Genomic DNA, 20,854 nt, shown 5'->3' with positions numbered 1-20,854 from the left:
CCCAAGTTCAGGAGCTAATAGGTAAAGTTTAGACGAAATAGTGCAACTATCTATTCATATGGTTTACTATCAGTATTTTTCAAACTCGCCGCTGTTGTAGTCGCTGATCGCTTGTTCAATTTCTTGCATGCTGTTCATTACAAATGGACCATAATGCACGATGGGCTCGTCAATAGGTTCACCAAGGAGAATCAGTACTCCGCTGCTTTTTGTTGCAACAAAACTCACGGCTTCACCCGTTGATAACAATGCCATCTCACCATGTTGCACGTGCTGTCCATTCAAGCTAATTTCACCCTGATAAACATACAGCATCATGTTAAATTTCAGCGGCGTAAGTAAGTTAATCTGGTGGTTAGTTTCAGCTCGCCAATCGGACACAGATAAAGGGACTCCAGTTTCACTCAACGGTCCTTGCTGAACATGCCCGTCAACCGATACCTCACCCGCTAGAACGCGCAATACTCCGACGCTCTCATCTTGATACTCTGTGATGGTTTCAGGCTGAAAGTCGTGATACTGAGCGGGTTTCATCTTGTCGCGCGCTGGCTGATTTATCCAAATTTGGAAACCATGTAGGTCACCATCTTGCATGATAGGCATCTCACTGTGGATGACTCCACGTCCTGCCGCCATCCATTGAGCGCCACCAGAACGCAATTCACCCACATTCCCCATGTGATCTTTATGTTGGAAGTGACCTTTAAGCATATAGGTCAAAGTTTCAATGCCACGATGAGGGTGGGGGGGAAAGCCGCCTATATAGTCAGAAAGCTGATCGGACTTCAGCTCATCTATCATCAGAAACGGCGAAAGACCTGCGTTGTTAAAACCCGCCACGCGGCTAATTTTGACCCCATCGCCATCGGATGTGGCGTGCGCTGGAATGATTTGACGAATTTCTCGACGTTGACTCATTTTCTTTCTCCTCAAGAGCGATAACTACAGTCTATCGCCCTCAAATCGAATCTTGAGCATAAGAATTCGAGCTATTCATTCAAAATTTTTGAATGTTTGTAAGGCGGCTACCTCTGCCGACCTAATCGACTTAAAAGCCATTTGTGGCTGTATATTAACTATCACGAAACAGCAATGTAACTCTGCCAGTAGCGGTGAAGCGCTGCAATATCTTTAGAGCACAACCATTCCATCGCCCCCTTTAGCTCTTCGTCGTGCCAATGCCACCACTCCATTTCCAATAGCTGCTTAATTTGTTCTTGGCTAAAACGAAACTTGATGTGCTTGGCTGGATTAGATCCAACAACCTCATAGGGTGCCACATCTTTTGTTACCACCGCTCGGCTGGCAATGACCGCGCCATCCCCAATTTTAACCCCAGCCATAATTATGGCCTCAGACCCAATCCACACGTCATTGCCGATGACAGTATCACCTGCTGGCCGAAAGCCATCTTTTGCCTGAGAAAAGTTTGGATCGTCCTGATAAAAGAAAGGAAAAGTGCTTGCCCAGTCAGTACGATGCCCTTGATTTCCAGCCATCATAAACACAGCACCAGATCCAATAGAGCAAAAATTACCAATGATCAACTTATCAACATCATCACGCTCAGCAGAGAGGTACCGGGCACAATCATCAAAACTGTGTTTATGATAATAGCCAGAATAGTAACTGTGCCGGCCAACAATAATATTGGGATTTGTAATTTGTTCCGCAATCGGTTTGCCCGCAAACGGAGAATCGAAATAGTTTTGCATAGTGGAGATACCTGATTGTTTTTCCACCAATTTACACCATCACTAGATATCCCAAAAGCTCTCTTTTCTACCTGAGTAAAATATTACGCAACACTGGCAAGGCACGGCTAAGTAAAATCCAATGGGCAATGTCGGACACAGTCAACTATAGGTAGCTCAGAATTGACTGGATAGGATTGGTTATCGGCTTCAACCAGAGTAAAGTAGCCCAACTTCAGAAAAGGAATTAATAATGAACGCTCAAGCATTTATTGACGCAGGACTAGATTACATCCCCCACATATTCTCAGTGCCACTGGATTACTCAGACCCAGCACAAGGACAGATTGATATCTTTGCGCGTGAAGTGTCTCTCGTTGAAGATAAGAATTCGTCTAAACCGTGGCTGGTTTATTTTCAGGGTGGACCAGGGTTTCCGTCACCCCGCCAAAACGGCAATAACGGGTGGATAAAACGCGCACTGCAAAACTACCGCGTGTTGTTGCTTGATCAACGGGGCACGGGTAACAGCTCGGTTGTTAATCACCAAACATTGGCCCATATACAGCCACAACAACAAGCAGAGTATCTGAGCCATTTTCGCGCAGATAACATAGTGCGAGATGCGGAATTCGTCCGTGAACAGTTCGGTGTCGATAAATGGGCTATCCTAGGCCAGAGCTTTGGTGGTTTCTGCTCTCTGACTTATCTGTCTATGTTCCCAGACAGCTTGTCGCGTAGCTACATCACAGGCGGCGTGCCTTCTGTTTCTCGTCACCCAGACGATGTCTATCGTGCGACGTTTAAGCGCACGATGGAAAAGAACCAAGCCTTTTTTAGCCAGTTCCCGAAAGCTCAGCAGCTATGTCAGCAGATTGCTGATCATCTTTTGCAAAATGAAGAGTTTCTACCCAATGGCCAGCGTTTTACCATTGAACAATTCCAGCAAATTGGAATTAACTTTGGCGTTAGTGATACTTTCCTACCCACGTACTACTTGCTTGAAAACGCATTCATTACAGTGAACGGTAAGCATCAGCTTCGTTATGAATTCCTCAATAGTATGCTGATGGAACAAAACTTCCAGACCAATCCGATTTATGCCATTTTGCACGAGTCTATCTACTGTCAGGGTTTTGCTTCAAAGTGGAGTGCACACCGCGTTCGTCAAGATCATCAGGCGTTTAATTATCAGTCGGGCCAGCCATTTTACTTTACTGGCGAAATGGTATTCCCTTGGATGTTTGACCAATATGTGACGTTAAAACCGCTAAAGCAAGCCGCTGACCTACTAGCAGAAAAGCAGGACTGGTCGCCGTTATATGATGCTGATCAGCTTTCAAACAACAAAGTACCAGTCAGCTGCGCAGTTTACGCCGATGACATGTTTGTTGAAATGGACATCAGCCGCGAAACTCTGGCAATGATGCCCAATGCTAAAGCATGGATAACAAACGAATACGAGCACAACGGTCTTAGAGCTGATGGCGAACGTATTTTCGACAAACTGTTCGAGATGGGTGAACAAACTGCCGCCAATCTCACGCTGGTTTAACGAAATCAAGGCGAACACTGAGATCAATTGTTGGTGTTCGCCCTGTCAAATCGTATAATTTCCTTATTAGTCTGTTATTTCTGGATTCAGAACATGTCTTCAAAATTTATTGAACGAGTTTGGTCTCATGCTTGTGTCACTATGGAAGAAAAGCTCATCTTGCTCGCTCTGGCAGAATTGTCCGATCGCAGCGGTGCAGTGATTACCACCATGGCGGAGTTGCAGGAAATGACCAACGGTTCTGAATCCACGATTGACCATGTCCTTGGCAAACTGGCGGTTGAACAAGCCATTATTTCACTAAGCAAGACGTATACCCGTAAGCAGGGCAACATCAAGTGCAAACTAAACGTTGGCAACCAGCACTCAATTCCTGTGTATGCCACCTCAGAGCCGATTGCCAAAGTGCCACAATTCCATAAAATGCAGGTGAAGCCACTCAATCCATCGGCTTCCACTGGCAAAATGATCAACCTTGCTGAACTGTCACCTAATGTGATCGAGTCGTGGGCAGAAGTCATTATGTTCCGCACTGGTTTCGCCAATCAGACCAACGTCTGGGCAAGCTTTGTGGAAAAAGTTCAGGCCATTGGTCAGCCACTGATGAGTCAGGATGACCTTAATAGTCGCCTTCACGCACATCTGCACACGGAAAAGAGTTACGGACAAGGTAAAGGCTTTAGTAATAAAAAACCTGCAGCAACCAAAATGTCACCCAACCAAGCCTTCAAGAAAAAGATGGCGAACTTCAACTTTGATTTTGACGACTAGGTAAAAGATGAAAGATATCAACGAGATCGCCTCTTCTTGGAAGCAAAAAAGTCAGGATAAGCCCGCTCAAACAACTCAACAGGTTACCAAACCTAACACCCCCGTTGTTCAGCAAACTCAAACTCCTGCAACACCTGCAGCCAGCTCAAACCAAATGCAAGTTAGCAGCGAATTCAATCAGGATTTGAAGGATGTGCTTCGTCCGTACTCCGTAGAGCAACGCAAACACATCATGGGTTTCTTTGGCAAGATGCAGGAGAATTTCTCCACCCAGTTCACTCACATGTACGGCTCAGAGCCGGATGATGAATTTGCGGCGTTTGCCTCTGAGCTTTCGATCGAAGATGTTGAGCGCATTGTTCATCATCTACGTGAGCGTTTGGTAGCAGGTAAAGAGTGGCCGCCCGCGTTGGCCCTGCTTTCTATGCTGAAAGACCTTCCGCTCAACAACGAAATTCTTGAAGCTCGCCATCGAATCCTTATCAAGAAAGATCCGCAAACTCGCGTTGAAAAGTACATCTTTAACCGTAAGAACAGCTACCTGAAATCACTGTCTGAGAAGAATCTTGCCGAAGAATTTAAAGTGCTGTACATCAACGCCTATCAGGAAGTGCAAAACAACCTCGATCTGACACTCGACCAAAGAGAAAAAGACGTTGAGCAGAACGTGCTCAAAGTCGAACCTACGGAAACTGATCGTGAAATTGAGCGTCGAATGAAACAAGGTATAAAGCCGAGTGGAAAAGTCGGAAGTATTCTTTCTCGCATTGATAAACTGCGTGGGGCAAGTGAAAGCGCATCGACTGAAAACACATCGGAAGCCGCCTGGGAAGAAGTGATGGAACCTGCGCAACCAGTTAAACAAGACACGATTGATCGCGAACAGCAAGCTTTGATGAAACAGATTCTACGAGAAACGAACGGCGACAATGAGAACCTTTAATATTCTGAAAAAAGAGCGAGATTTCTTTCTCGCGTCCACTGGACGTTCTCATTGTAAAATCATCATTGACGATTACAGTCGTGACTTGCCGTTAGGTGAAGTTGAGCTGCATGTTGAAGAAGTATCGAACAAATACAAATACTACTCCAACGAAGCTATTTTTAAGCTTACCCTTCCCCTTGAAGAACAAAGCAGCATCGACATTTGCACACTCAGTAGTGGCCGCAAGAATCAATTTCTTTACAAGAAATGTCTGCGACTGGGCGGCAAATGGGAAACAATACTCGGCCAGTGGGTATTTTCCGCGTCAGTGGAAGGTAAAGTGCGTGAACTGGAAAGTATTATTCGTTCTGAAGAACAGTATTTTGAGGTGACATTCAAAGAAACCGTCACTCTGACCAATCAAGAACTGACGTTGTTTGGCTATCCAGTGGTGCTTTCCTCGTCTAGCTCATCGGTCAAAACCATGAAGGGTATCAGGTTACATCGTGGTGATATCGCCGTGATGGGAAATCGAACAGTTGTCGTCGCGGGGACTAAGATCCGACTATTTGTCCCATTGGAGATGAAAAACCACCCTGATTTTCGAGAAGACTATCTCTGTGCGACAGAGGTTGAAAAGAAGCGTAAGCCTAACAAGAAAACGACTTACTCTTGGGAGTAAGATAATTTGCTTCCCTCACTGCAAATCAGAAAAGGGCACTCTGGCCCTTTTCACTGTTACTCTTTACAGAGAGCCATCTCCGTATAAGCTTGCTCGCTCATCAAATCATCCAGAACTTGATTCAATTTGCTTCGGTTGCTCACTGTCTGACCTGCGATAATGATGTGTGCCATACCATTTGCAACCGCAAGATGGTGCTTTCTCCATATGGCTTCAGAAGGTTTGGGGAATACAACGATGGTTGAATTGGCGTTTCGCCAGGCTGGAATATTATGCTGGTTAAGTACCTGAACCGTGTCCTCTGCCAATTCAAGGCAGCTTTGAATTCGTTCTCTTTTTTCTTGTTCGCTGGTACTTCGAATAAACTTCCATAGAAATAAAGGCGTTAAACCATTACGCGAGCCTGTGAGTGTTTTATCTGGCGCAGCAATGTACTCAATCTGATGGCTGATCTTATCGGTGTGCTCTTTCAACGCCAACACCATGCCACATGGAATCGGAGAGCCCAACATTTTATGTCCAGATACTGATATGGAATCAATGCCGTCTTTGAACGAAAATGGGGGTGGGTTGTCCACATAAGGAACAATTAGTCCGTGTAACGCGGCGTCCGCATGGATGTAGTACTGATCGCGACCAAATCCTGCGTTATACAATCGAGCCTGAATCTGCTCTAGATCATCTATCGCTCCGAACATAGTCGTGCCAATATTGGCGAAAATAATCGGTGGTTTATTCCAATTTTCCTTAAGAGCGGATTCAAGCGCGTCATAATCCATCTCACCATTCGCCTGAGACTCTACAACACAGTGCTCAACGTTGAGAAAGCGAACAATCTTCATTACTGAATAGTGGGTATCCTTGGAAAAATACACCACACCGTCAGGAAAGCGTTCGCGTGCCAAATAGCACCCGTACATATTACCTTCAGTGCCACCATTAGTGACATATCCCCAAGCGTTCTCTGTGTTGGTATGAAATAGCCGACAAAAGTACTCAACAACATCCTGCTCAAAGGGAAAGGTATTCATTGGGTAGTTCGACGTTTCCGCCCAGTCACCCACATTATTAATGGAAAACTGGAAGAAAGACCATAGGTCCTGATAGTCGTAATCTGTCGCCACTGGATATCCCAACATCTGATGTTGGCTATCGAGGCATACTTTGTAAAACTCCCTAAGTCTTTGAGTATCATCATAAGAAAGCGGCATGTTCAATCCTTTACGTCCAATTTATCGACGTTTAAATGCCCTTTTCGACAAACAATTACAACAATAAATCGAACGCTAAATTCGGATGTGTGACTGGCGATAGGAAATTACTACATTTAGCTGATGAAACACTAAGAGAACATCCACTTTAAATATTATATATATCAATTATTTGGCATTATAAACATTGACATTTCTACTATTTTTCAATCTCTTACATAATGACTTTGAACAATAGCTGCCAGATAGGTTTCACTCTTATACAGCTTGAAATTCAATGGATTCACTAATTCACCAAACAGCGGTGCGCCTCCACCAAGTAATACTGGAATCGTAGTGATGATCATCTCATCAATCAGGTCTTGCTGAAGGAAGCTCTGTACCGTTTTTCCACCATCAATGTAGAGATTTTTGTAACCCTGACCATTCAATTCCTCCAGTACACTCTCCAGAACACCTTTAACCAAAAAGACCTTGTCTTCGTAACCTTCTGGCACCTTGTCCATTGTATTACTCAATACAAAAACAGGTTTGGAATAAGGCCACTCACCACCAAAGCCTAAAATCACATCCAATGTGTTTCGCCCCATCACGAGCGCATCGATTCGCTTCATGATGGTAGAGAACCCCATATCATGATTATCTGGGTTCGGAACCGAATGTAGCCATTCAAGACCACCTTCTTTATCCGCGATATACCCGTCTAGACTAGTAGCAATAAATACGATGTTAGACATAAAACAGCTCCGATAGTGATAGATAAACGAACTCGACACCATTAATTCTACAGTGTAGAATTAATAAAAATACTATAACGAGATAACAAAATGACTGTCAAGAAGAAACGCGGAAGACCAGCAGGAGAAAAAACTCAATTAGGTGAGGAACGGATTCTTTCGGTTGCAAAATCAATGATGAAAGAACAGGGAAAAATTCCTAGTATACGGGCACTGGCCAGTGAGTTAGATGTCGACGCTATGGCCATCTATCACTATTTCAAAAACAAAGATACGCTGCTGGAAGCCATCACGGTTTCCTTAATTGAAGACATCTATCTGCCGAAAACTAACCAAAACTGGCAACATGAGCTCACGCAGTTAGCAACCAGCTATGTCCAGTTGTTGAAGAGCTATCCAGGATTATTGACCACCTTGCTTAGCATGGAATCTGTCAGCCCAGCGATGGTCTTCGTTGAGCGCTTCAAATCTATTATCGCACCATTGTCTTTGAGCGAGGCAGAGGAGCGTAATGCCATTGACCTTTTGGCGGATTACCTGCACGGGTTTGCTTTAGCCCTTAATTGCAACCCTAACACCGACCTACTCGATGAAAACATGATGACAGGACCACTTTCACTCTATTGCCGCGCTTTAATGTCTGGTCAATAACGCAAGGGCTATGCTGCACAGTGACAAGGTAAGCAGTCACTCATTTCCGATTTCATCCAGTTGATGAATGGCGTACTCAATGGGGAATGATGATCGGCGTCTTGGATGGCAACATAATTGTGCCCGGTGAGAGAAAAGCCCATTGGCGCAATTAACCGCCCCTGCTCGATGTCATGATGTACCAGTGGGTAAGAACCTATAGCAATCCCAAGCCCGTCACTTGCCGCCTGCAAACAAAAATAGAAATGAGCAAAGCTTTGCTGGGATTTTGTTGTGACTCCTGAGAGAGACGAAGCATTTAACCACTCTTGCCACGCTGTTAAACGCGTTTGAGAATGCAGCACCTTAGCATTTTGTATATCACCTTGAATGCTCTCCCAGTATTCTTTGCTACACACTGGACCCGCCCACTCTTCCACCAAAGAAGTTATCTGATAGTGCGACGGGATCGGGAAATCGTCACGACGAATCGCGACATCCAGCCCCGCATTGACCAGATGGATTGGGCCGCCTGCCGTGGATAAGCGAACATCAGTCCCTGTTTGAGAATAGAATTCGTCCAGCTTGGGCATCAGCCAGCGCATGGTAAGCGTGGGTTCACAGGACACTTCCAAAGAGTGAGCATCAAAACTGTTGAGCTTGGCAACACCTGCCGATAAAGCGCCAAACGCCTGCTCGGTATAGCTCTTGAGCAGTTGCCCTTCTTCGGTTAGCACCACATTTCGACCTTGTTTATGAAACAGGCGCTTATCCAAATACTGCTCTAATGTCTTGATTTGCTTACTTACGGCCCCATGCGTCAGATTGAGCTGCTCTGCTGCCTGCGTATAACTGCGGGACGATGCTGCGATGTGGAATGCGTGAAACGCTTTAAGGTGACGCATATGTGAAATTATCTCACAATTCTTTGGCAATAGTTTCGATTATAGAAAGGAGGAAAGCTTCCTACAATAGCTACATCTTATAAACAATATACAAAGGTTCACAATGGAATTTGTTAGTTTAGCCGTACTTGGCTTTTTTATTGTTATTAGCCCCGGGGCAGATTTTGTCTTAGTGTTGAGGAACAGTATTCAACAAGGAAGAGCGGCAGGTGTTTGGACCACCATTGGCATTAGTACCGCGATTACGCTTCACATCGCCTACTCAATTCTAGGTATTGGTTACTTAATTTCACAAAACCTTTTTCTTTTCCAATGCCTAAAATATCTCGGCGCTGCGTATCTGATTTATCTAGGTATAAAAGGATTTTTATCTAGCAGCAACGAATTAGAGCAACAAGCAGGCATGGAAAGCCATCAAGCTCAGTGGCGTTATGCATTGCAAGGCTGGCTTTGTAACGCATTGAACCCAAAAACCATGTTGTTCTTTGTCAGTATCTTTAGTCAAGTCATTTCTCCCAACGGCGAAGAAATGACTCTAGCACTGTTTTACGGTGGCTATATGATTCTGCTCCACGGGCTGTGGTTTAGTTTGGTAGCCGTCCTGCTGACCTCGCCAACCCTTCAAACGCGCTTGCTGAAATTGAAGAAAAAGCTAGAACAAGCCTGCGGCATTGCGCTTGTCTCTTTCGGCGCCTTATTGGCAACCAAAGCATAATAAGAATCAGTCAAGCAGTTGCTTGAGGTGCTCTTCCAACCATAAGAGTGCCGGACCCTTACCTGAACTTTTCAAGGTCGCCACATCCACAGGAGGGCTCCAAGTCTTGTGGTCAATCGAAACACGTAATTCAACCAAGGCACCTGACTTAATAGCAGGATCTACCATGTGAGCGGGCAGATAGGACCAACCTAAGTTGCCGTGCAGAATAGTGTGCTTAATCGAGCTAAAATTGTTTGACCACCACACCTTGGATGCTAACACGGGAAATTGCTGTAAGGTGGCGCCTTGGTTACCACGCGGTAACAACTGACGGTATTTGATGGCATCAGTGATCGTGACCGTATCCAGGTCAGCCAGAGGGTGAGCTGGATGGCAGATCGCTTTAAACGGCAAATGGCCAATAAAGCACGGGTGAATGTCTTGACTAAAATCCAAATCAGTAAACATGATGCCAATGTCTGCCAGACGTGAAGTCAAAGACTCGACGACATCCATACTGGCGGTCGAAATCAGTTCGATCTCTGTTGCCGGAAAGGCCTCCGCAAACTGATGAAGTATCTTCGGTAAACTCGGCACCATGAGCGCATCATCTACAGCAAGGCGAATTAGTTCCTCATCGCCGTTTTCAATCGATTCCACAGAGGCATTCAGCTCTTCCACCTGCAAGACAATCGCTTTGACCTGCTTAAACAATTGACGCCCTTCACGGGTCAGCGTCGGCTTACGCGTCGAACGATCAAATAGCTGAATATTCAGGTCAATCTCTAGATTGTTGATCCCCTGACTCACCGCCGACTGCACTTTGCCCAACTTTCTCGCACTAGCGGAAAAGGAGCCCTGCTCAACGGCTTCAACAAACATCCTTAGTTGCTCAATGTTATACATATCATCATTAGTGATAGTTACTATCTTTATTCAATCATAACTACCGATATTATTTATAGCAAATAATCAGTACATAAGTGAGAGAGAAGCAATGTCACATAAAGAACGCATTCTACATATGGTGCTATTTGAACTGGTTGCCTTGATTGTAATGGCGACGCTAGCAACGCTGATCACTGGAAACGGCGCGGGAAAAATGGCGGGGCTTGCAATCGCACTATCAATGATAGCGATGGGCTGGAACTACATTTACAACTATGGTTACGACAAAGTATTCGGTGCAGACCGCAGTAAGCGAACCGCCAAAGTACGTATTCTGCACGGGCTCGGATTCGAATTGGGCATGATGATCATCTCTTTCCCAGTTCTAATGTGGACACTGCAACTCGGATTCTGGTCAGTGTTAGTCATGGATATTGGCGTGGTGATTTTCTTCGTCCTTTACTCCATCGGCTTCAACTGGGTTTACGACGCGATTCGTCAACGCATTACCACTCAGCGACTGGCTACTTCAGCATAAACGCAGATTCACGGGCTTTGGTTTTATCAAAGCTCGTGGTATTTAGCCGCTATTCGCTTTACACTTCGCTTATTACTCGGCAAATTCACTTCATTAATGCTCACTATTTCAAACACAGTCACGCTTCAGGCATGGGAAATTCAACTTACGGCAATTCGCGCTCAGGGTGCTGGCGGCCAGAATGTGAATAAAGTCTCTTCTGCGATACACCTGCAGTTTGATATAAGGCACTCAACACTTCCTGCGGTGTATAAAGAGCGCTTGCTGGCCTTAAATGATTCACGAATCTCGAAAGAAGGCGTTATCACCATCAAAGCGCAGCAATACCGCACTCAAGAGCAGAACAGAGACGACGCACTTAATCGTCTCGCCGAATTGATTCGCTCCGCTAATGTCGTACAGAAAAAACGCCGCGCGACCAAACCTACAAGAGCTTCGAAAGAAAGACGCCTAAAAGCCAAAGGAATAAAGTCACAAACAAAATCCTTGCGCGGTAAGGTGAGTCACTAAAATATCCTTTGCGCTCCAGCTTGAGATAGTCAATCGACCTAATCTAAGAAAGCGGTATTTGAGATAGAAAGGTAAAGGCTACAAAACAAGGTTTATCCGTCTGCGAGAAAACGTCAATGCAAGTGAAGATCTCTTTCATCAAGATACGAGATTAAACCACAGCTGAAGTACCCTATCTTAGCCGACGACCAGTTTCACATAAGACTCATTCAAGCTTCTCCAGGTGTAATGAATGATCGACGATATAGCCCCGATAGCGCTCTAACGCGCCTTCAGGAATCGCGAACGGCAATCCTCCCCACGACAACTGCGGAACCACTCTTACATAGGGTAAAACACATGCGTCTACAAATTGCTGTTGAGTGTAAGGAAATGATATAAAGTCGGTTTTCCACTGATTAATATTTGCGATCAACTCTTGAACAGAACGGTGTTCCTCACAACCCGTAAGCAACTCTGGGCTAGGCAAGTAATAGGATGTTTTATACCCTGATGCATGAAAATCAGTGAGTGCAGCCGCGTTTTTAGATTCTACAATTAGACGTTGCCTGTCTTCCTTCTGAGTAAAGTAGTGGTTCAGATAGCCTACAATAGTTGGGCTCATTTCAGGCGTTAGATTTTTCAGATCTAACCATAAACGACTGCTTATCGGCACAATATCAACAAGTTGATGGAAGTAGAACGCCATTGATGCGTGTTCAGGATAGTGGTAAATATCCAGCGCCTCTTGGTCCGCATTCCAAACCGCATCAAACTCGAATGCGTGATAATACTTAGCGTATGTTTTTGCCCGCTCAGGACTGTTTGTTCGGTGAGCATAAACATGCTCAGGAATACGATAGCGTTCAAAGAACAAAGATAACGCTAGCGGGTCTTCCACGCCGTATGAATCAGCATCTAACTTGCCTTGTTCCAAAATAGTCACAACGGGTAATTGATCACAGCTTGCTACCAACCCCACTTTCTCGACGACTTTACAGCTGGAATAAACGGCAAAAACCCTGATCGGCCTCAACTTATCGAACGTCAGCAAGATAAGAGCAGATGTAAAAATTAAAACATAAATTAATGAGCGTTGTATCTGCATTGCTGCTGCCCCGGATAATAAAACTCAAATGAAAAGTCACTAGGTAAGGTTTTCGTCACACCCTGCACAGAGTAATAGGTGAATTCACTGGTTGACTCTGGTGGCTCTATTTTCATACCGAGTGTTGATAACAAGACTTCAGGAAAGTAAGCACTGTTAAACAGCAGATGTTGGTTATCCCGGTAACAGTTAATCACCTCGGACATATTTTTTCCTAGCGAGCCAAAGACAAGGTAAGGGACGGCAAGCTCATCTTCGATCCGAATAGGTTGTAGCCCATGCCCTTTGCCAATAACTTCACCATGATCGGAAAAGTAAACCAGTAAGCTGTTGGGTTCATCTTTAAACAACCCAGAAATCAGTGCATCCAGAATCGAGTCTGTGAAATGAACAGAGCTTAAGTAAGCGATTTCAATGGGTGACAGGTCTGAAGCAATAGTGAGTTGCTGCTTGATGGCATCAAAATGAGCTTGAGGCAATGATTCACCATTTCTCATTGAGTAATCAGCGTGCTCGCCAGATAAATGCAGCACAACAAACTGATGCCCATCATCTTTATTTAGCTGCTTTACCACCGCTTTGGCTGCATCAATATCTCGCCAAAGCTGTCCTGGCTCACCAGTATGGATAACATTATCTGAGGAAGTCGCTACTTTAGCGGTGAACGAGTCCCAGCGAGTGTAGAGTGCTTGGGTGGTCACCCAGGTAGTTTGGTATCCCATCATCCGAGCAACATCAACTAAGTTCACATAAGGCAACCCTTGGTACAACATTTGATTCGCCGAAATAAATGAGAACGAACGAGGGACAGATTCTCGAGTATTGGGGGCAGGAGCAAAGACACCATCGACCACAGTGACAAGGTTACTGTCTTCGATATAGCGAGCCTTCAGCTTTGGGCTCGAATTTATCTGACTGCCGTAGAGAGAATAGGATGCTCTTCGTGAAGACTCCCCAATAACAATGACGATATTAGTAGGAATAGTGAGAGAAAAATCAGGCAATACATGCTCTGGCAAATCTTGCCCATAGCTCAAGTGGCTCTGATAACGCTCATAAAAAGCCAAAGCAGCAACTCTGAAAATATTGTACGCGGGCGTGTCCTGATAAAGGTACAAAGTATGGACGTAATCTTCAGTTATCTGCTGTTTGGCTTCAGGGTCAAAGTTCCATTTAAAAACAGGTAAGGCGGTAGCCACAGCCAAAACACTCAACAATAAAGTCATTCGGCGCCATCCCTGAATAGGCAAGTAGGCTTTCCAGAAACAATACAGCCCTATGGCGGTGGATAGAAAGACCGGAACCATGATGTACCAGTTAACGAGTTCAAAATAACCGATAACTTCTTCGCTATGTGTCAGCAGTATTGAGTGGAACGCCCCCGTAGAAACAAGACCTCCCGTCAGAACTAAAGAAACGATGCTGAACAAGCACGATAGAACGAATAGAAGCTTGGTCGCCTTACCCAGCCAGCCTTTAAACGTCATGATCAATAACAGTAGCAGCACGCTCATCAGCGCGAAATAGTAAGTGAATACACTGCTTAACTGCATGGTAAAAACAAGTGGCACGAGAAAAGGAAGTAAACCAACTACGCAGTACAACACAGTAGTTTTATTCATCGCCTTCATAGGCATTCTCCTCTATAACGACTTACGCATTCAATCGATACAGCAGAGAGCATGCCAACTACAAAGTTTTTAAATTACAATGTATTAAGTGGCAAATAGAGTTATTGGGTTAATCTCAAACCTATATTGAGAGAATCATCGCTTTTTGATTCTCATATCAAAAAACACTGTCGAAAACTTAGATATTGAGCTCCCTGCTTAACCAATAGTGTTACTTGTAGAAATTGGATGCCACGGCTCAGCTAGCCGTGGCAAAAGCGTAAAACTATCGCTCTTTTTTACTGTGTTTGCCTTCGAACATCTGATTGATAAACAAGGCTGACAAAATAATGGCGAGCGCTAGCCAAGTATTGCCTTGGACAGACTCATCGGTAAGGAAAACACCAATCAATACACCGACGGCAGGGACCAAATAATTGGTCATGGAAGTGAAAACTGCGCCCGCATTTTTAATACTCATCATATAGAGGTAATACACGACGCCAGCGCATATTACACCTAGGTAAAGCAAAGACATAACTGATGATGTATTCGGGTGAGACTGATTGAGCGGGGCCGTCATCAGGGCGATGACGGTGAGCTGAACACTGGCCATACACAGAACATTACGCGCAACAATAAGTGGGTGCTCACCTTTCACTCGATTAAGTAACAGCAAGGCAACAGCAAAGCAGATAGCAGAGAACACAATCGCTATCGAGCTAACAAGATCGATGCGCCCAGCCCCAGTGGCAAGCTCAGGATAAAACAACACTAACAGCCCGCCGAATCCTACAATCACGCTAATCGCACTGCCTATACTGATTCTTGTACCTCTAATAAATACAGGAGCAAGCAACAATGCGTAGAAAGGCAATGTTCCCATCAATATAGCCGTAATCGAGCTTGATAACTCCTGCTGTGCCCAAGGTACCAAAACAAACGGAATCGCTGCTTCCAGCAGGCCAATTAATGCAAACAGCCCCCATTGCTTGCTCACACTGGTTATACCCGTCATTTTGCATATCAGAGTTAATGTTAGTGCGCCAAGAATAGCGCGGAATGTGCCTATCCATACTGGGTCAAATCCCATTAGAGAATATTTCTGGAACACAAACTGAGAGCCCCAAATAAGACCAATTGTCAGCAGGGTTAAATAGTTTCTAAACATAACGATGGATTACCTAAAATACGTCTTTTTCACTCGATGTGTATCTTGTCGTTGTTGAGTTAAGTTCATCGGCAATATCGCTTACATCGCTTTAAAAGCAATCGCATCTACCTCGATTTTCATCCCATCAAGCGCAAGCCTAGGCACTGGGATCAGTGTACTAGCAGGTAAGCGATCCGAAGGCCAGCGCATAAGCATCTCGTCGCTCCAGACTTGCAGTTTTCTTTCATCGTGATCGACGATTAAAACGGTAATTTTTAAAACATCGCCGAAGCTGAGTGTATGAGCCGTCAAGGCAATCTCCAAGTTAGTTAACACACTCCGCACTTGTTGGCGAAAATCTTCACTCAAGCGGTGCTCGACGCCTTCTCCACCACTTTGGCCCGAGATGTAAACAAGCTGTCCATCAGAGGGAGCAGTGACTGTGTGACAAAAGCCATATGGCGTCGGATTGAATAAATCTGAAGGATTTTGAAACGTGATTGATTTATTTGACATTGTTATCTTCTCAACTTAGTAGGTTCAAATCTCAATCACTGTAAAACCTCAACCAAGATTGAGGTCAAGAGCATTTTTTAGTCGCAAGCAATGTCCGTTCGATACCGCTAAGATGGGGATCCCGATGAACAAACAAAGGCTCTCCTTGTCTACCTCACCAAGTCTGGTTAAAGACTTTATTGCGGCCAAAAATGTTATGTTATAACATAATACACAAGATATTAGGGCACCAGAAAATACACGGTTTGGGTGAGTGTTATGGACACAATCGAGATAATGATTGAACAGGCAGAGAAACGCTGCCGAGCAAATGGAAAGCGGCTCACTTCAAAACGTAAGCAAGTACTCACGGCGCTCCTTCATGCTGATAAAGCGCTGTCTGTTTATGAGTTGATTGACTATGCAAATACTCACTTTGGCCAAACGGTTCAAGCCATGTCTGCTTACCGAATCTTGGAGTTTTTGGAACAAGAGCACTTGGCACATAAGCTCAACGCCTCAAGCAAGTACGTCGCCTGTGCTCATATCCATGACGAGCACGAACATGGCGTCCCCCAGTTTTTGATTTGCCGCCAATGTAACAAGACTCAAGAACAAACTTTAGACCCATCCCTTATTACCAACCTAGAGTCAGATGCCAAGCAAGTCGGATTTAAGGTGTTAACACCGCAACTTGAGATTGATTGTCTGTGCCACGAATGCAGCCAAAGTTCAGATTAACACTCAGTAAACCAGCAAAAGGAGCCAGTTCAACGTTATGACCTCAATACTAATTAAGAATGCTCACATCGTCAGCGACGGTATCGTGAGTCAAATGGATGTGCGTATTGTCGGTCAAAGAATAGAGAGAATAGCAGCAGATATTGTCGCCTCTCCCAGTGACGAAATTGTCGATGCAGAGGGAAGTTACCTACTCCCCGGAATGATCGATGATCAGGTGCATTTTCGAGAACCTGGTCTGACACACAAAGGGTCTATCGGTTCAGAGTCACGAGCAGCAGTCGCTGGCGGTATTACCAGTTACATGGAGATGCCAAACGTCAACCCTTCCACGACCACCATTGAAGCGCTCGAACAGAAATACGCGATTGCAGCCCAGTACTCCTACGCCAATTACGCGTTTTATCTTGGCGCTACCGAGGATAACCTAACTCAAATACAACAGCTGGATCCAACAAAGCACTGTGGCGTAAAAGTGTTTATGGGCGCTTCAACGGGTGACTTGTTGGTCGAGCACCCGCAAGCATTAGAGCGAATCTTCGAGGAATCGCCCACCTTGGTGGTAACACACTGTGAGAGTAGCCCTATCATCGCCCAAAACAGCGAAAAATTACGGCAATCTCATTCGGTATTCTCGATTGAAGACCATCCAGTACTCCGTGATGATGCCGCATGCTTTGCGTCTTCATCATACGCCGTTTCATTAGCTAAAAAGTACCGCACGCAGCTACACGTTCTTCACATCACCACGGAAAAAGAGCTTTCACTATTTGAACCGGGGCCCATTCAACAAAAACACATCACAGCCGAGGCGTGTGTACATCATTTGTGGTTCAGCAATCAGGACTACGCTGAGCGAGGCAACCTGATTAAATGCAATCCAGCGATCAAGTACGGCAGCGACCGAGATGCCTTGATCCAAGCTTTGCACACCAATCGGATTGATATCATCGCTACCGACCATGCACCGCATACCTTGTCAGAAAAACAGGTACCATATGAACAGGCTCCCGCGGGTATGCCATTGGTCCAACATGCCCTACTGAGCTTACTCGATCACGTCGACAGAGGAAGGCTGAGCTTGACTCAGGTGGTCGAGAAAGTATCGCACAATCCAGCACTCAGATACGCGATCAAAGACCGAGGATTTATTCGCGAAGGTTACTACGCCGATTTGGTGCTGGTCGACAGAGACAATTCCACCAGCATCACTCATGACAACAACTTCTATCACTGCGGCTGGAGTCCATTCGCAGGTCACACCTTTTCGTCGAAGATCCAAAGTACTTGGGTGAACGGCAACAAGGTATTCGACGGGAAACAAGTGACTTTTGAGCCATCAATCGCCAGTGCCCTGTCCTTCACACGCTAAAAGCAGTTCCTATCCACTGAGATATTAAAATGTTAAGAAGAAACCCAAACGGGCATATGCCTGTCGTCTCCGAAACGGCATTCATTGACCCAACCGCCATCATCTGTGGCAAAGTGATTATCGAAGACAATGTATTTATTGGCCCATACGCGGTGATACGAGCGGATGAAGTCAACGCCGAGGGAAAGATGGATCCTATTGTCATCAAGCAGGATACCAATATTCAAGACGGCGTTGTTATCCACTCCAAAGCAGGCGCAGCTGTGACCATCGGCGAGCGCTCCTCTATTGCCCACCGCTCTATCATCCACGGCCCTTGTGAGGTTGGCGATGACGTGTTCATCGGTTTCAACTCGGTCGTTTTTAACGCGACGATAGGAAAAGGCTGTGTCATTCGCCACAACTGTGTTGTTGATGGTTTAGATTTGCCTGAGCAATTTCATGTACCACCAATGACCAATATTGGCGCAGGCTTTGATTTAAGTAGCATCTCTAAAGTCCCGCCTGAGTATTCAGCATTTTCAGAGTCCGTTGTATCTGCCAACCACACCCTTGTTAAAGGGTATAGGAGAATGGCAAATGAGCTCTGAACAACCAATCAAAGCGGTTCCGACCAATATCATTACCGGCTTTCTCGGTGCAGGAAAGACCTCCGCAATCCTCAAGTTAATGCAGTACAAACCGGCTGACGAACGCTGGGCTATTCTGGTTAACGAGTTCGGTGAAATAGGTGTCGATGGAAGCTTGTTTCAAGGCCAACATGATCGAACAGAGCAAGTATTTATTCGTGAGGTTCCGGGGGGGTGTATGTGCTGCGCAGCTGGGCTACCCATGCAAATTGCTCTTAACCAACTACTTACCGAAGCCAAGCCTGACCGTCTTCTCATTGAACCGACTGGCCTCGGGCACCCTAAAGAAGTATTGCAAGTGCTCTCTTCTAAACATTATCAAGAAGTACTGTCTTTACAAAAAACACTCACGCTGGTTGATGCGCGACAGCTGTCTGATGAGCGATACACGCACCATGATACATTCAACCAACAGATCGCGATTTCAGACACCATAGTAGGTAACAAAATCGATTTGTACCAAGGCGATGAGAAACAGCAGTTAGGCGCTTATGTAACAAAGCTAGGTGGTTCGGAAAAACGAGTGATTTTCGCCGAATTTGGCAATATTCCTTTTGGTGAATTTGAGGGACCTACTTTAGCCAACGAAAAAGGCAGTCACCATCACTACCATGCTCAATCAAAACCTCTGGCCGCCGATCTACCTATGCCAGAGAGTGGCATCATCAAAGCAGTAAACGAAGGTGAAGGTTTTCGAAGTATTGGCTGGCGCTTCTCACCAGACAAAGTTTTCAGCCGACAGAAATTGGCATTAATGCTACTTGATCTGAACATTGAACGTATGAAGGCTGTATTCATAACCGATATGGGTGTTTTAGGCTACAACATGACGTCAGACGGATTGACCGAAGTGATTCTGGATGATGGTTTTGAAAGCCGCGTAGAGTTTATCTCGGACAACCTTGACGATGCGATTGAAGCCCAATTAATGGCTTGCGTGATAGCCTAAACAACGGAGTCTCAGAGGGTAGGAAATACACCTACCCTATACACAGTCGCTTTACATTTTTACATGTACTTTTTCGGCCAGTGCCATGGCGATATTGCTGGAACAATACGCACTTTCATTGATGAAGTGTGGATAAACCTCCTTCTCTCCTTGCCAATGCACATCATAGCCTAAAAAGGTAGCTAACAGTGGCTCTCCTGGTTCTACGACCTCAAAGTCCCTACCACAAATTGTCGGATGTACGACTGCTAGACGCATTCCATCATGATCCAATGGGAAAGCTACCTCTTCCATGTAGCGAAACGCATCGTATGAAGCACCAGCGATTGCCTTATCTAAGTTGTGCAGTTCAACAAAATCCAATACTGCAGTAAGCATTTGTTTCATTAACTCTAGTGTTTTATACATCAGAGAACCATGTGCTTGAGCCCCTACTTCTATCATGATCCCATATTGCCCTACAGAGCATAAATAAGGTTGCTCAGACCATGGTTTTCGGTCTTCAAACAACACATTCGCTTTCGGCATGCGCTGTTTAATGTAAGCTCCCATCCGAGTATAGAACGGGTCATTGGACAACAAGATCAATGTTGCTCCCATATTGCTAGTCGTATTATGTAAGTCAACGATCAACTGGTTTTCAACCCGAGCATATTCTCTTCGGAAGGAAACCGCTAGTTTCGCTTCTCGTGACTCCTCGACTAAAGCAGCGCTAACAAACTGACGATTGAGATCAACTTCTATGAAACGAACATTTCTCTTCACTGCTTCTGGATTACCGACCACGCTTTTTACTTCAAAGGAAGAGCGCTCAACAGAGTAACTACCAGCTTTGATCAATTTCTGAAGGTATAGCCCCGTCAACTCGTTTCCATGAGTGCCGGCAACAACGAGCACTTGATTCACTTTCTGCACAAATAGGTTCCCCAACAAAAATATTACGTTATAACATAACATTAATTTTTCGTTCTTTGGAGGTCAAAGATCTGGGATTTGAAAGTGGTAGCCATTTGTCGACATCTAGTCAGCCTGACCTTTGTTGATAAATATATGACTTTTCATAAATTCCCGTAAG

Annotated in this window: 23 protein-coding genes; 12 read left to right on the top strand and 11 right to left on the bottom strand. The window is 45.1% G+C overall.

Going from position 1 to position 20,854, the window contains the following annotated elements; translation table 11 throughout:
• Positions 1-69: 69 nt before the first annotated feature.
• Positions 70-918: a pirin family protein gene (locus OH455_RS06310; protein ID WP_269980761.1), complete on the bottom strand. Its 849-nt coding sequence runs from the start codon at positions 916-918 to the stop codon at positions 70-72.
• Between the two features lie 161 nt (positions 919-1,079).
• On the bottom strand, positions 1,080-1,715 hold the full coding sequence (catB, locus tag OH455_RS06305) for a type B chloramphenicol O-acetyltransferase (RefSeq protein ID WP_269980877.1): 636 nt from the start codon (positions 1,713-1,715) through the stop codon (positions 1,080-1,082).
• Between the two features lie 232 nt (positions 1,716-1,947).
• Between catB and OH455_RS06300 the strand changes: the two genes are divergently transcribed.
• The 4 genes from OH455_RS06300 to OH455_RS06285 all read left to right on the top strand — a co-directional run bounded on the left by OH455_RS06300 (position 1,948) and on the right by OH455_RS06285 (position 5,627).
• Complete coding sequence (locus tag OH455_RS06300) at positions 1,948-3,249, top strand: alpha/beta fold hydrolase (RefSeq protein ID WP_269980760.1); 1,302 nt, start codon at positions 1,948-1,950, stop codon at positions 3,247-3,249.
• Between the two features lie 93 nt (positions 3,250-3,342).
• Positions 3,343-4,020 carry a hypothetical protein gene (locus OH455_RS06295; protein ID WP_269980759.1) on the top strand — a complete coding sequence of 226 codons (678 nt, stop codon included), beginning with the start codon at positions 3,343-3,345 and terminating at the stop codon, positions 4,018-4,020.
• A 7-nt stretch (positions 4,021-4,027) separates the two neighbouring features.
• Entirely contained in the window at positions 4,028-4,963 is a 936-nt protein-coding gene (locus tag OH455_RS06290; RefSeq protein ID WP_269980758.1) for a hypothetical protein, read from the top strand.
• On the top strand, positions 4,950-5,627 hold the full coding sequence (locus OH455_RS06285) for a hypothetical protein (protein ID WP_269980757.1): 678 nt from the start codon (positions 4,950-4,952) through the stop codon (positions 5,625-5,627). Before OH455_RS06290 ends, OH455_RS06285 begins: the two co-directional genes overlap by 14 nt.
• A gap of 56 nt (positions 5,628-5,683) precedes the next feature.
• On the opposite strand, the gene OH455_RS06280 is transcribed toward OH455_RS06285, so the two are convergent.
• Both OH455_RS06280 and OH455_RS06275 read right to left on the bottom strand, forming a co-directional pair.
• Positions 5,684-6,838, bottom strand: a complete 1,155-nt coding sequence (locus OH455_RS06280) for a histidine decarboxylase (RefSeq protein WP_269980756.1) — start codon at positions 6,836-6,838, stop codon at positions 5,684-5,686.
• A 206-nt stretch (positions 6,839-7,044) separates the two neighbouring features.
• A complete protein-coding gene (locus OH455_RS06275; protein ID WP_269980755.1) occupies positions 7,045-7,575 on the bottom strand; it encodes a dihydrofolate reductase family protein in 531 nt (176 codons plus the stop codon).
• A gap of 90 nt (positions 7,576-7,665) precedes the next feature.
• On the opposite strand from OH455_RS06275, the gene OH455_RS06270 reads away from it, so the two are divergent.
• On the top strand, positions 7,666-8,226 hold the full coding sequence (locus OH455_RS06270; RefSeq protein ID WP_269980754.1) for a TetR/AcrR family transcriptional regulator: 561 nt from the start codon (positions 7,666-7,668) through the stop codon (positions 8,224-8,226).
• Positions 8,227-8,234: 8 nt separating this feature from the next.
• On the opposite strand, the gene OH455_RS06265 is transcribed toward OH455_RS06270, so the two are convergent.
• Positions 8,235-9,110: a LysR family transcriptional regulator gene (locus OH455_RS06265; protein WP_269980753.1), complete on the bottom strand. Its 876-nt coding sequence runs from the start codon at positions 9,108-9,110 to the stop codon at positions 8,235-8,237.
• Between the two features lie 103 nt (positions 9,111-9,213).
• On the opposite strand from OH455_RS06265, the gene OH455_RS06260 reads away from it, so the two are divergent.
• Positions 9,214-9,825, top strand: coding sequence for a LysE family translocator (locus OH455_RS06260; protein WP_269980752.1), 612 nt, complete (start codon positions 9,214-9,216; stop codon positions 9,823-9,825).
• A gap of 6 nt (positions 9,826-9,831) precedes the next feature.
• Here the strand turns inward: OH455_RS06260 and OH455_RS06255 are convergent, their stop codons facing one another.
• A complete protein-coding gene (locus tag OH455_RS06255; RefSeq protein WP_269980751.1) occupies positions 9,832-10,713 on the bottom strand; it encodes a LysR family transcriptional regulator in 882 nt (293 codons plus the stop codon).
• Between the two features lie 91 nt (positions 10,714-10,804).
• On the opposite strand from OH455_RS06255, the gene OH455_RS06250 reads away from it, so the two are divergent.
• Together OH455_RS06250 and arfB are read left to right on the top strand one after the other, a co-directional pair.
• Complete coding sequence (locus OH455_RS06250; RefSeq protein WP_045975910.1) at positions 10,805-11,233, top strand: PACE efflux transporter; 429 nt, start codon at positions 10,805-10,807, stop codon at positions 11,231-11,233.
• Positions 11,234-11,329: 96 nt separating this feature from the next.
• Positions 11,330-11,743: an alternative ribosome rescue aminoacyl-tRNA hydrolase ArfB gene (arfB, locus tag OH455_RS06245; protein ID WP_269980750.1), complete on the top strand. Its 414-nt coding sequence runs from the start codon at positions 11,330-11,332 to the stop codon at positions 11,741-11,743.
• 205 nt (positions 11,744-11,948) lie between these two features.
• Here the strand turns inward: arfB and OH455_RS06240 are convergent, their stop codons facing one another.
• From OH455_RS06240 to OH455_RS06225, 4 genes are all read right to left on the bottom strand, one after another.
• Positions 11,949-12,830 (bottom strand): hypothetical protein, encoded by an 882-nt coding sequence (locus OH455_RS06240; protein ID WP_269980749.1) that lies wholly within the window; start codon positions 12,828-12,830, stop codon positions 11,949-11,951.
• Positions 12,809-14,461 carry a phosphoethanolamine transferase gene (locus OH455_RS06235; protein WP_269980748.1) on the bottom strand — a complete coding sequence of 551 codons (1,653 nt, stop codon included), beginning with the start codon at positions 14,459-14,461 and terminating at the stop codon, positions 12,809-12,811. The genes OH455_RS06240 and OH455_RS06235 overlap by 22 nt, the downstream gene beginning before the upstream one ends.
• 265 nt (positions 14,462-14,726) lie before the next feature.
• On the bottom strand, positions 14,727-15,611 hold the full coding sequence (locus tag OH455_RS06230) for a DMT family transporter (RefSeq protein ID WP_269980747.1): 885 nt from the start codon (positions 15,609-15,611) through the stop codon (positions 14,727-14,729).
• A gap of 81 nt (positions 15,612-15,692) precedes the next feature.
• Positions 15,693-16,109: a RidA family protein gene (locus OH455_RS06225; protein WP_269980746.1), complete on the bottom strand. Its 417-nt coding sequence runs from the start codon at positions 16,107-16,109 to the stop codon at positions 15,693-15,695.
• A 258-nt stretch (positions 16,110-16,367) separates the two neighbouring features.
• Here OH455_RS06225 and OH455_RS06220 point away from each other — a divergent pair, with 258 nt between their 5' ends.
• From OH455_RS06220 to OH455_RS06205, 4 genes are read left to right on the top strand one after another with little or no spacing between them, the layout of a single operon-like run.
• Positions 16,368-16,829: a Fur family transcriptional regulator gene (locus OH455_RS06220; protein WP_269980745.1), complete on the top strand. Its 462-nt coding sequence runs from the start codon at positions 16,368-16,370 to the stop codon at positions 16,827-16,829.
• A gap of 37 nt (positions 16,830-16,866) precedes the next feature.
• A complete protein-coding gene (locus OH455_RS06215; protein WP_269980744.1) occupies positions 16,867-18,201 on the top strand; it encodes a dihydroorotase in 1,335 nt (444 codons plus the stop codon).
• A 29-nt stretch (positions 18,202-18,230) separates the two neighbouring features.
• Positions 18,231-18,791 (top strand): DapH/DapD/GlmU-related protein, encoded by a 561-nt coding sequence (locus OH455_RS06210; protein ID WP_045975901.1) that lies wholly within the window; start codon positions 18,231-18,233, stop codon positions 18,789-18,791.
• Positions 18,781-19,779: a CobW family GTP-binding protein gene (locus tag OH455_RS06205; RefSeq protein ID WP_269980743.1), complete on the top strand. Its 999-nt coding sequence runs from the start codon at positions 18,781-18,783 to the stop codon at positions 19,777-19,779. The genes OH455_RS06210 and OH455_RS06205 overlap by 11 nt, the downstream gene beginning before the upstream one ends.
• Before the next feature lie 51 nt (positions 19,780-19,830).
• On the opposite strand, the gene OH455_RS06200 is transcribed toward OH455_RS06205, so the two are convergent.
• Positions 19,831-20,694: an aspartoacylase gene (locus OH455_RS06200; RefSeq protein ID WP_269980742.1), complete on the bottom strand. Its 864-nt coding sequence runs from the start codon at positions 20,692-20,694 to the stop codon at positions 19,831-19,833.
• Positions 20,695-20,854: the final 160 nt, after the last annotated feature.

The organism is Vibrio sp. T11.5 (assembly GCF_027587155.1).
In the GTDB taxonomy this organism is placed as follows: domain Bacteria; phylum Pseudomonadota; class Gammaproteobacteria; order Enterobacterales; family Vibrionaceae; genus Vibrio; species Vibrio neptunius.
This window is presented reverse-complemented; position numbering and strand designations above follow the sequence as displayed.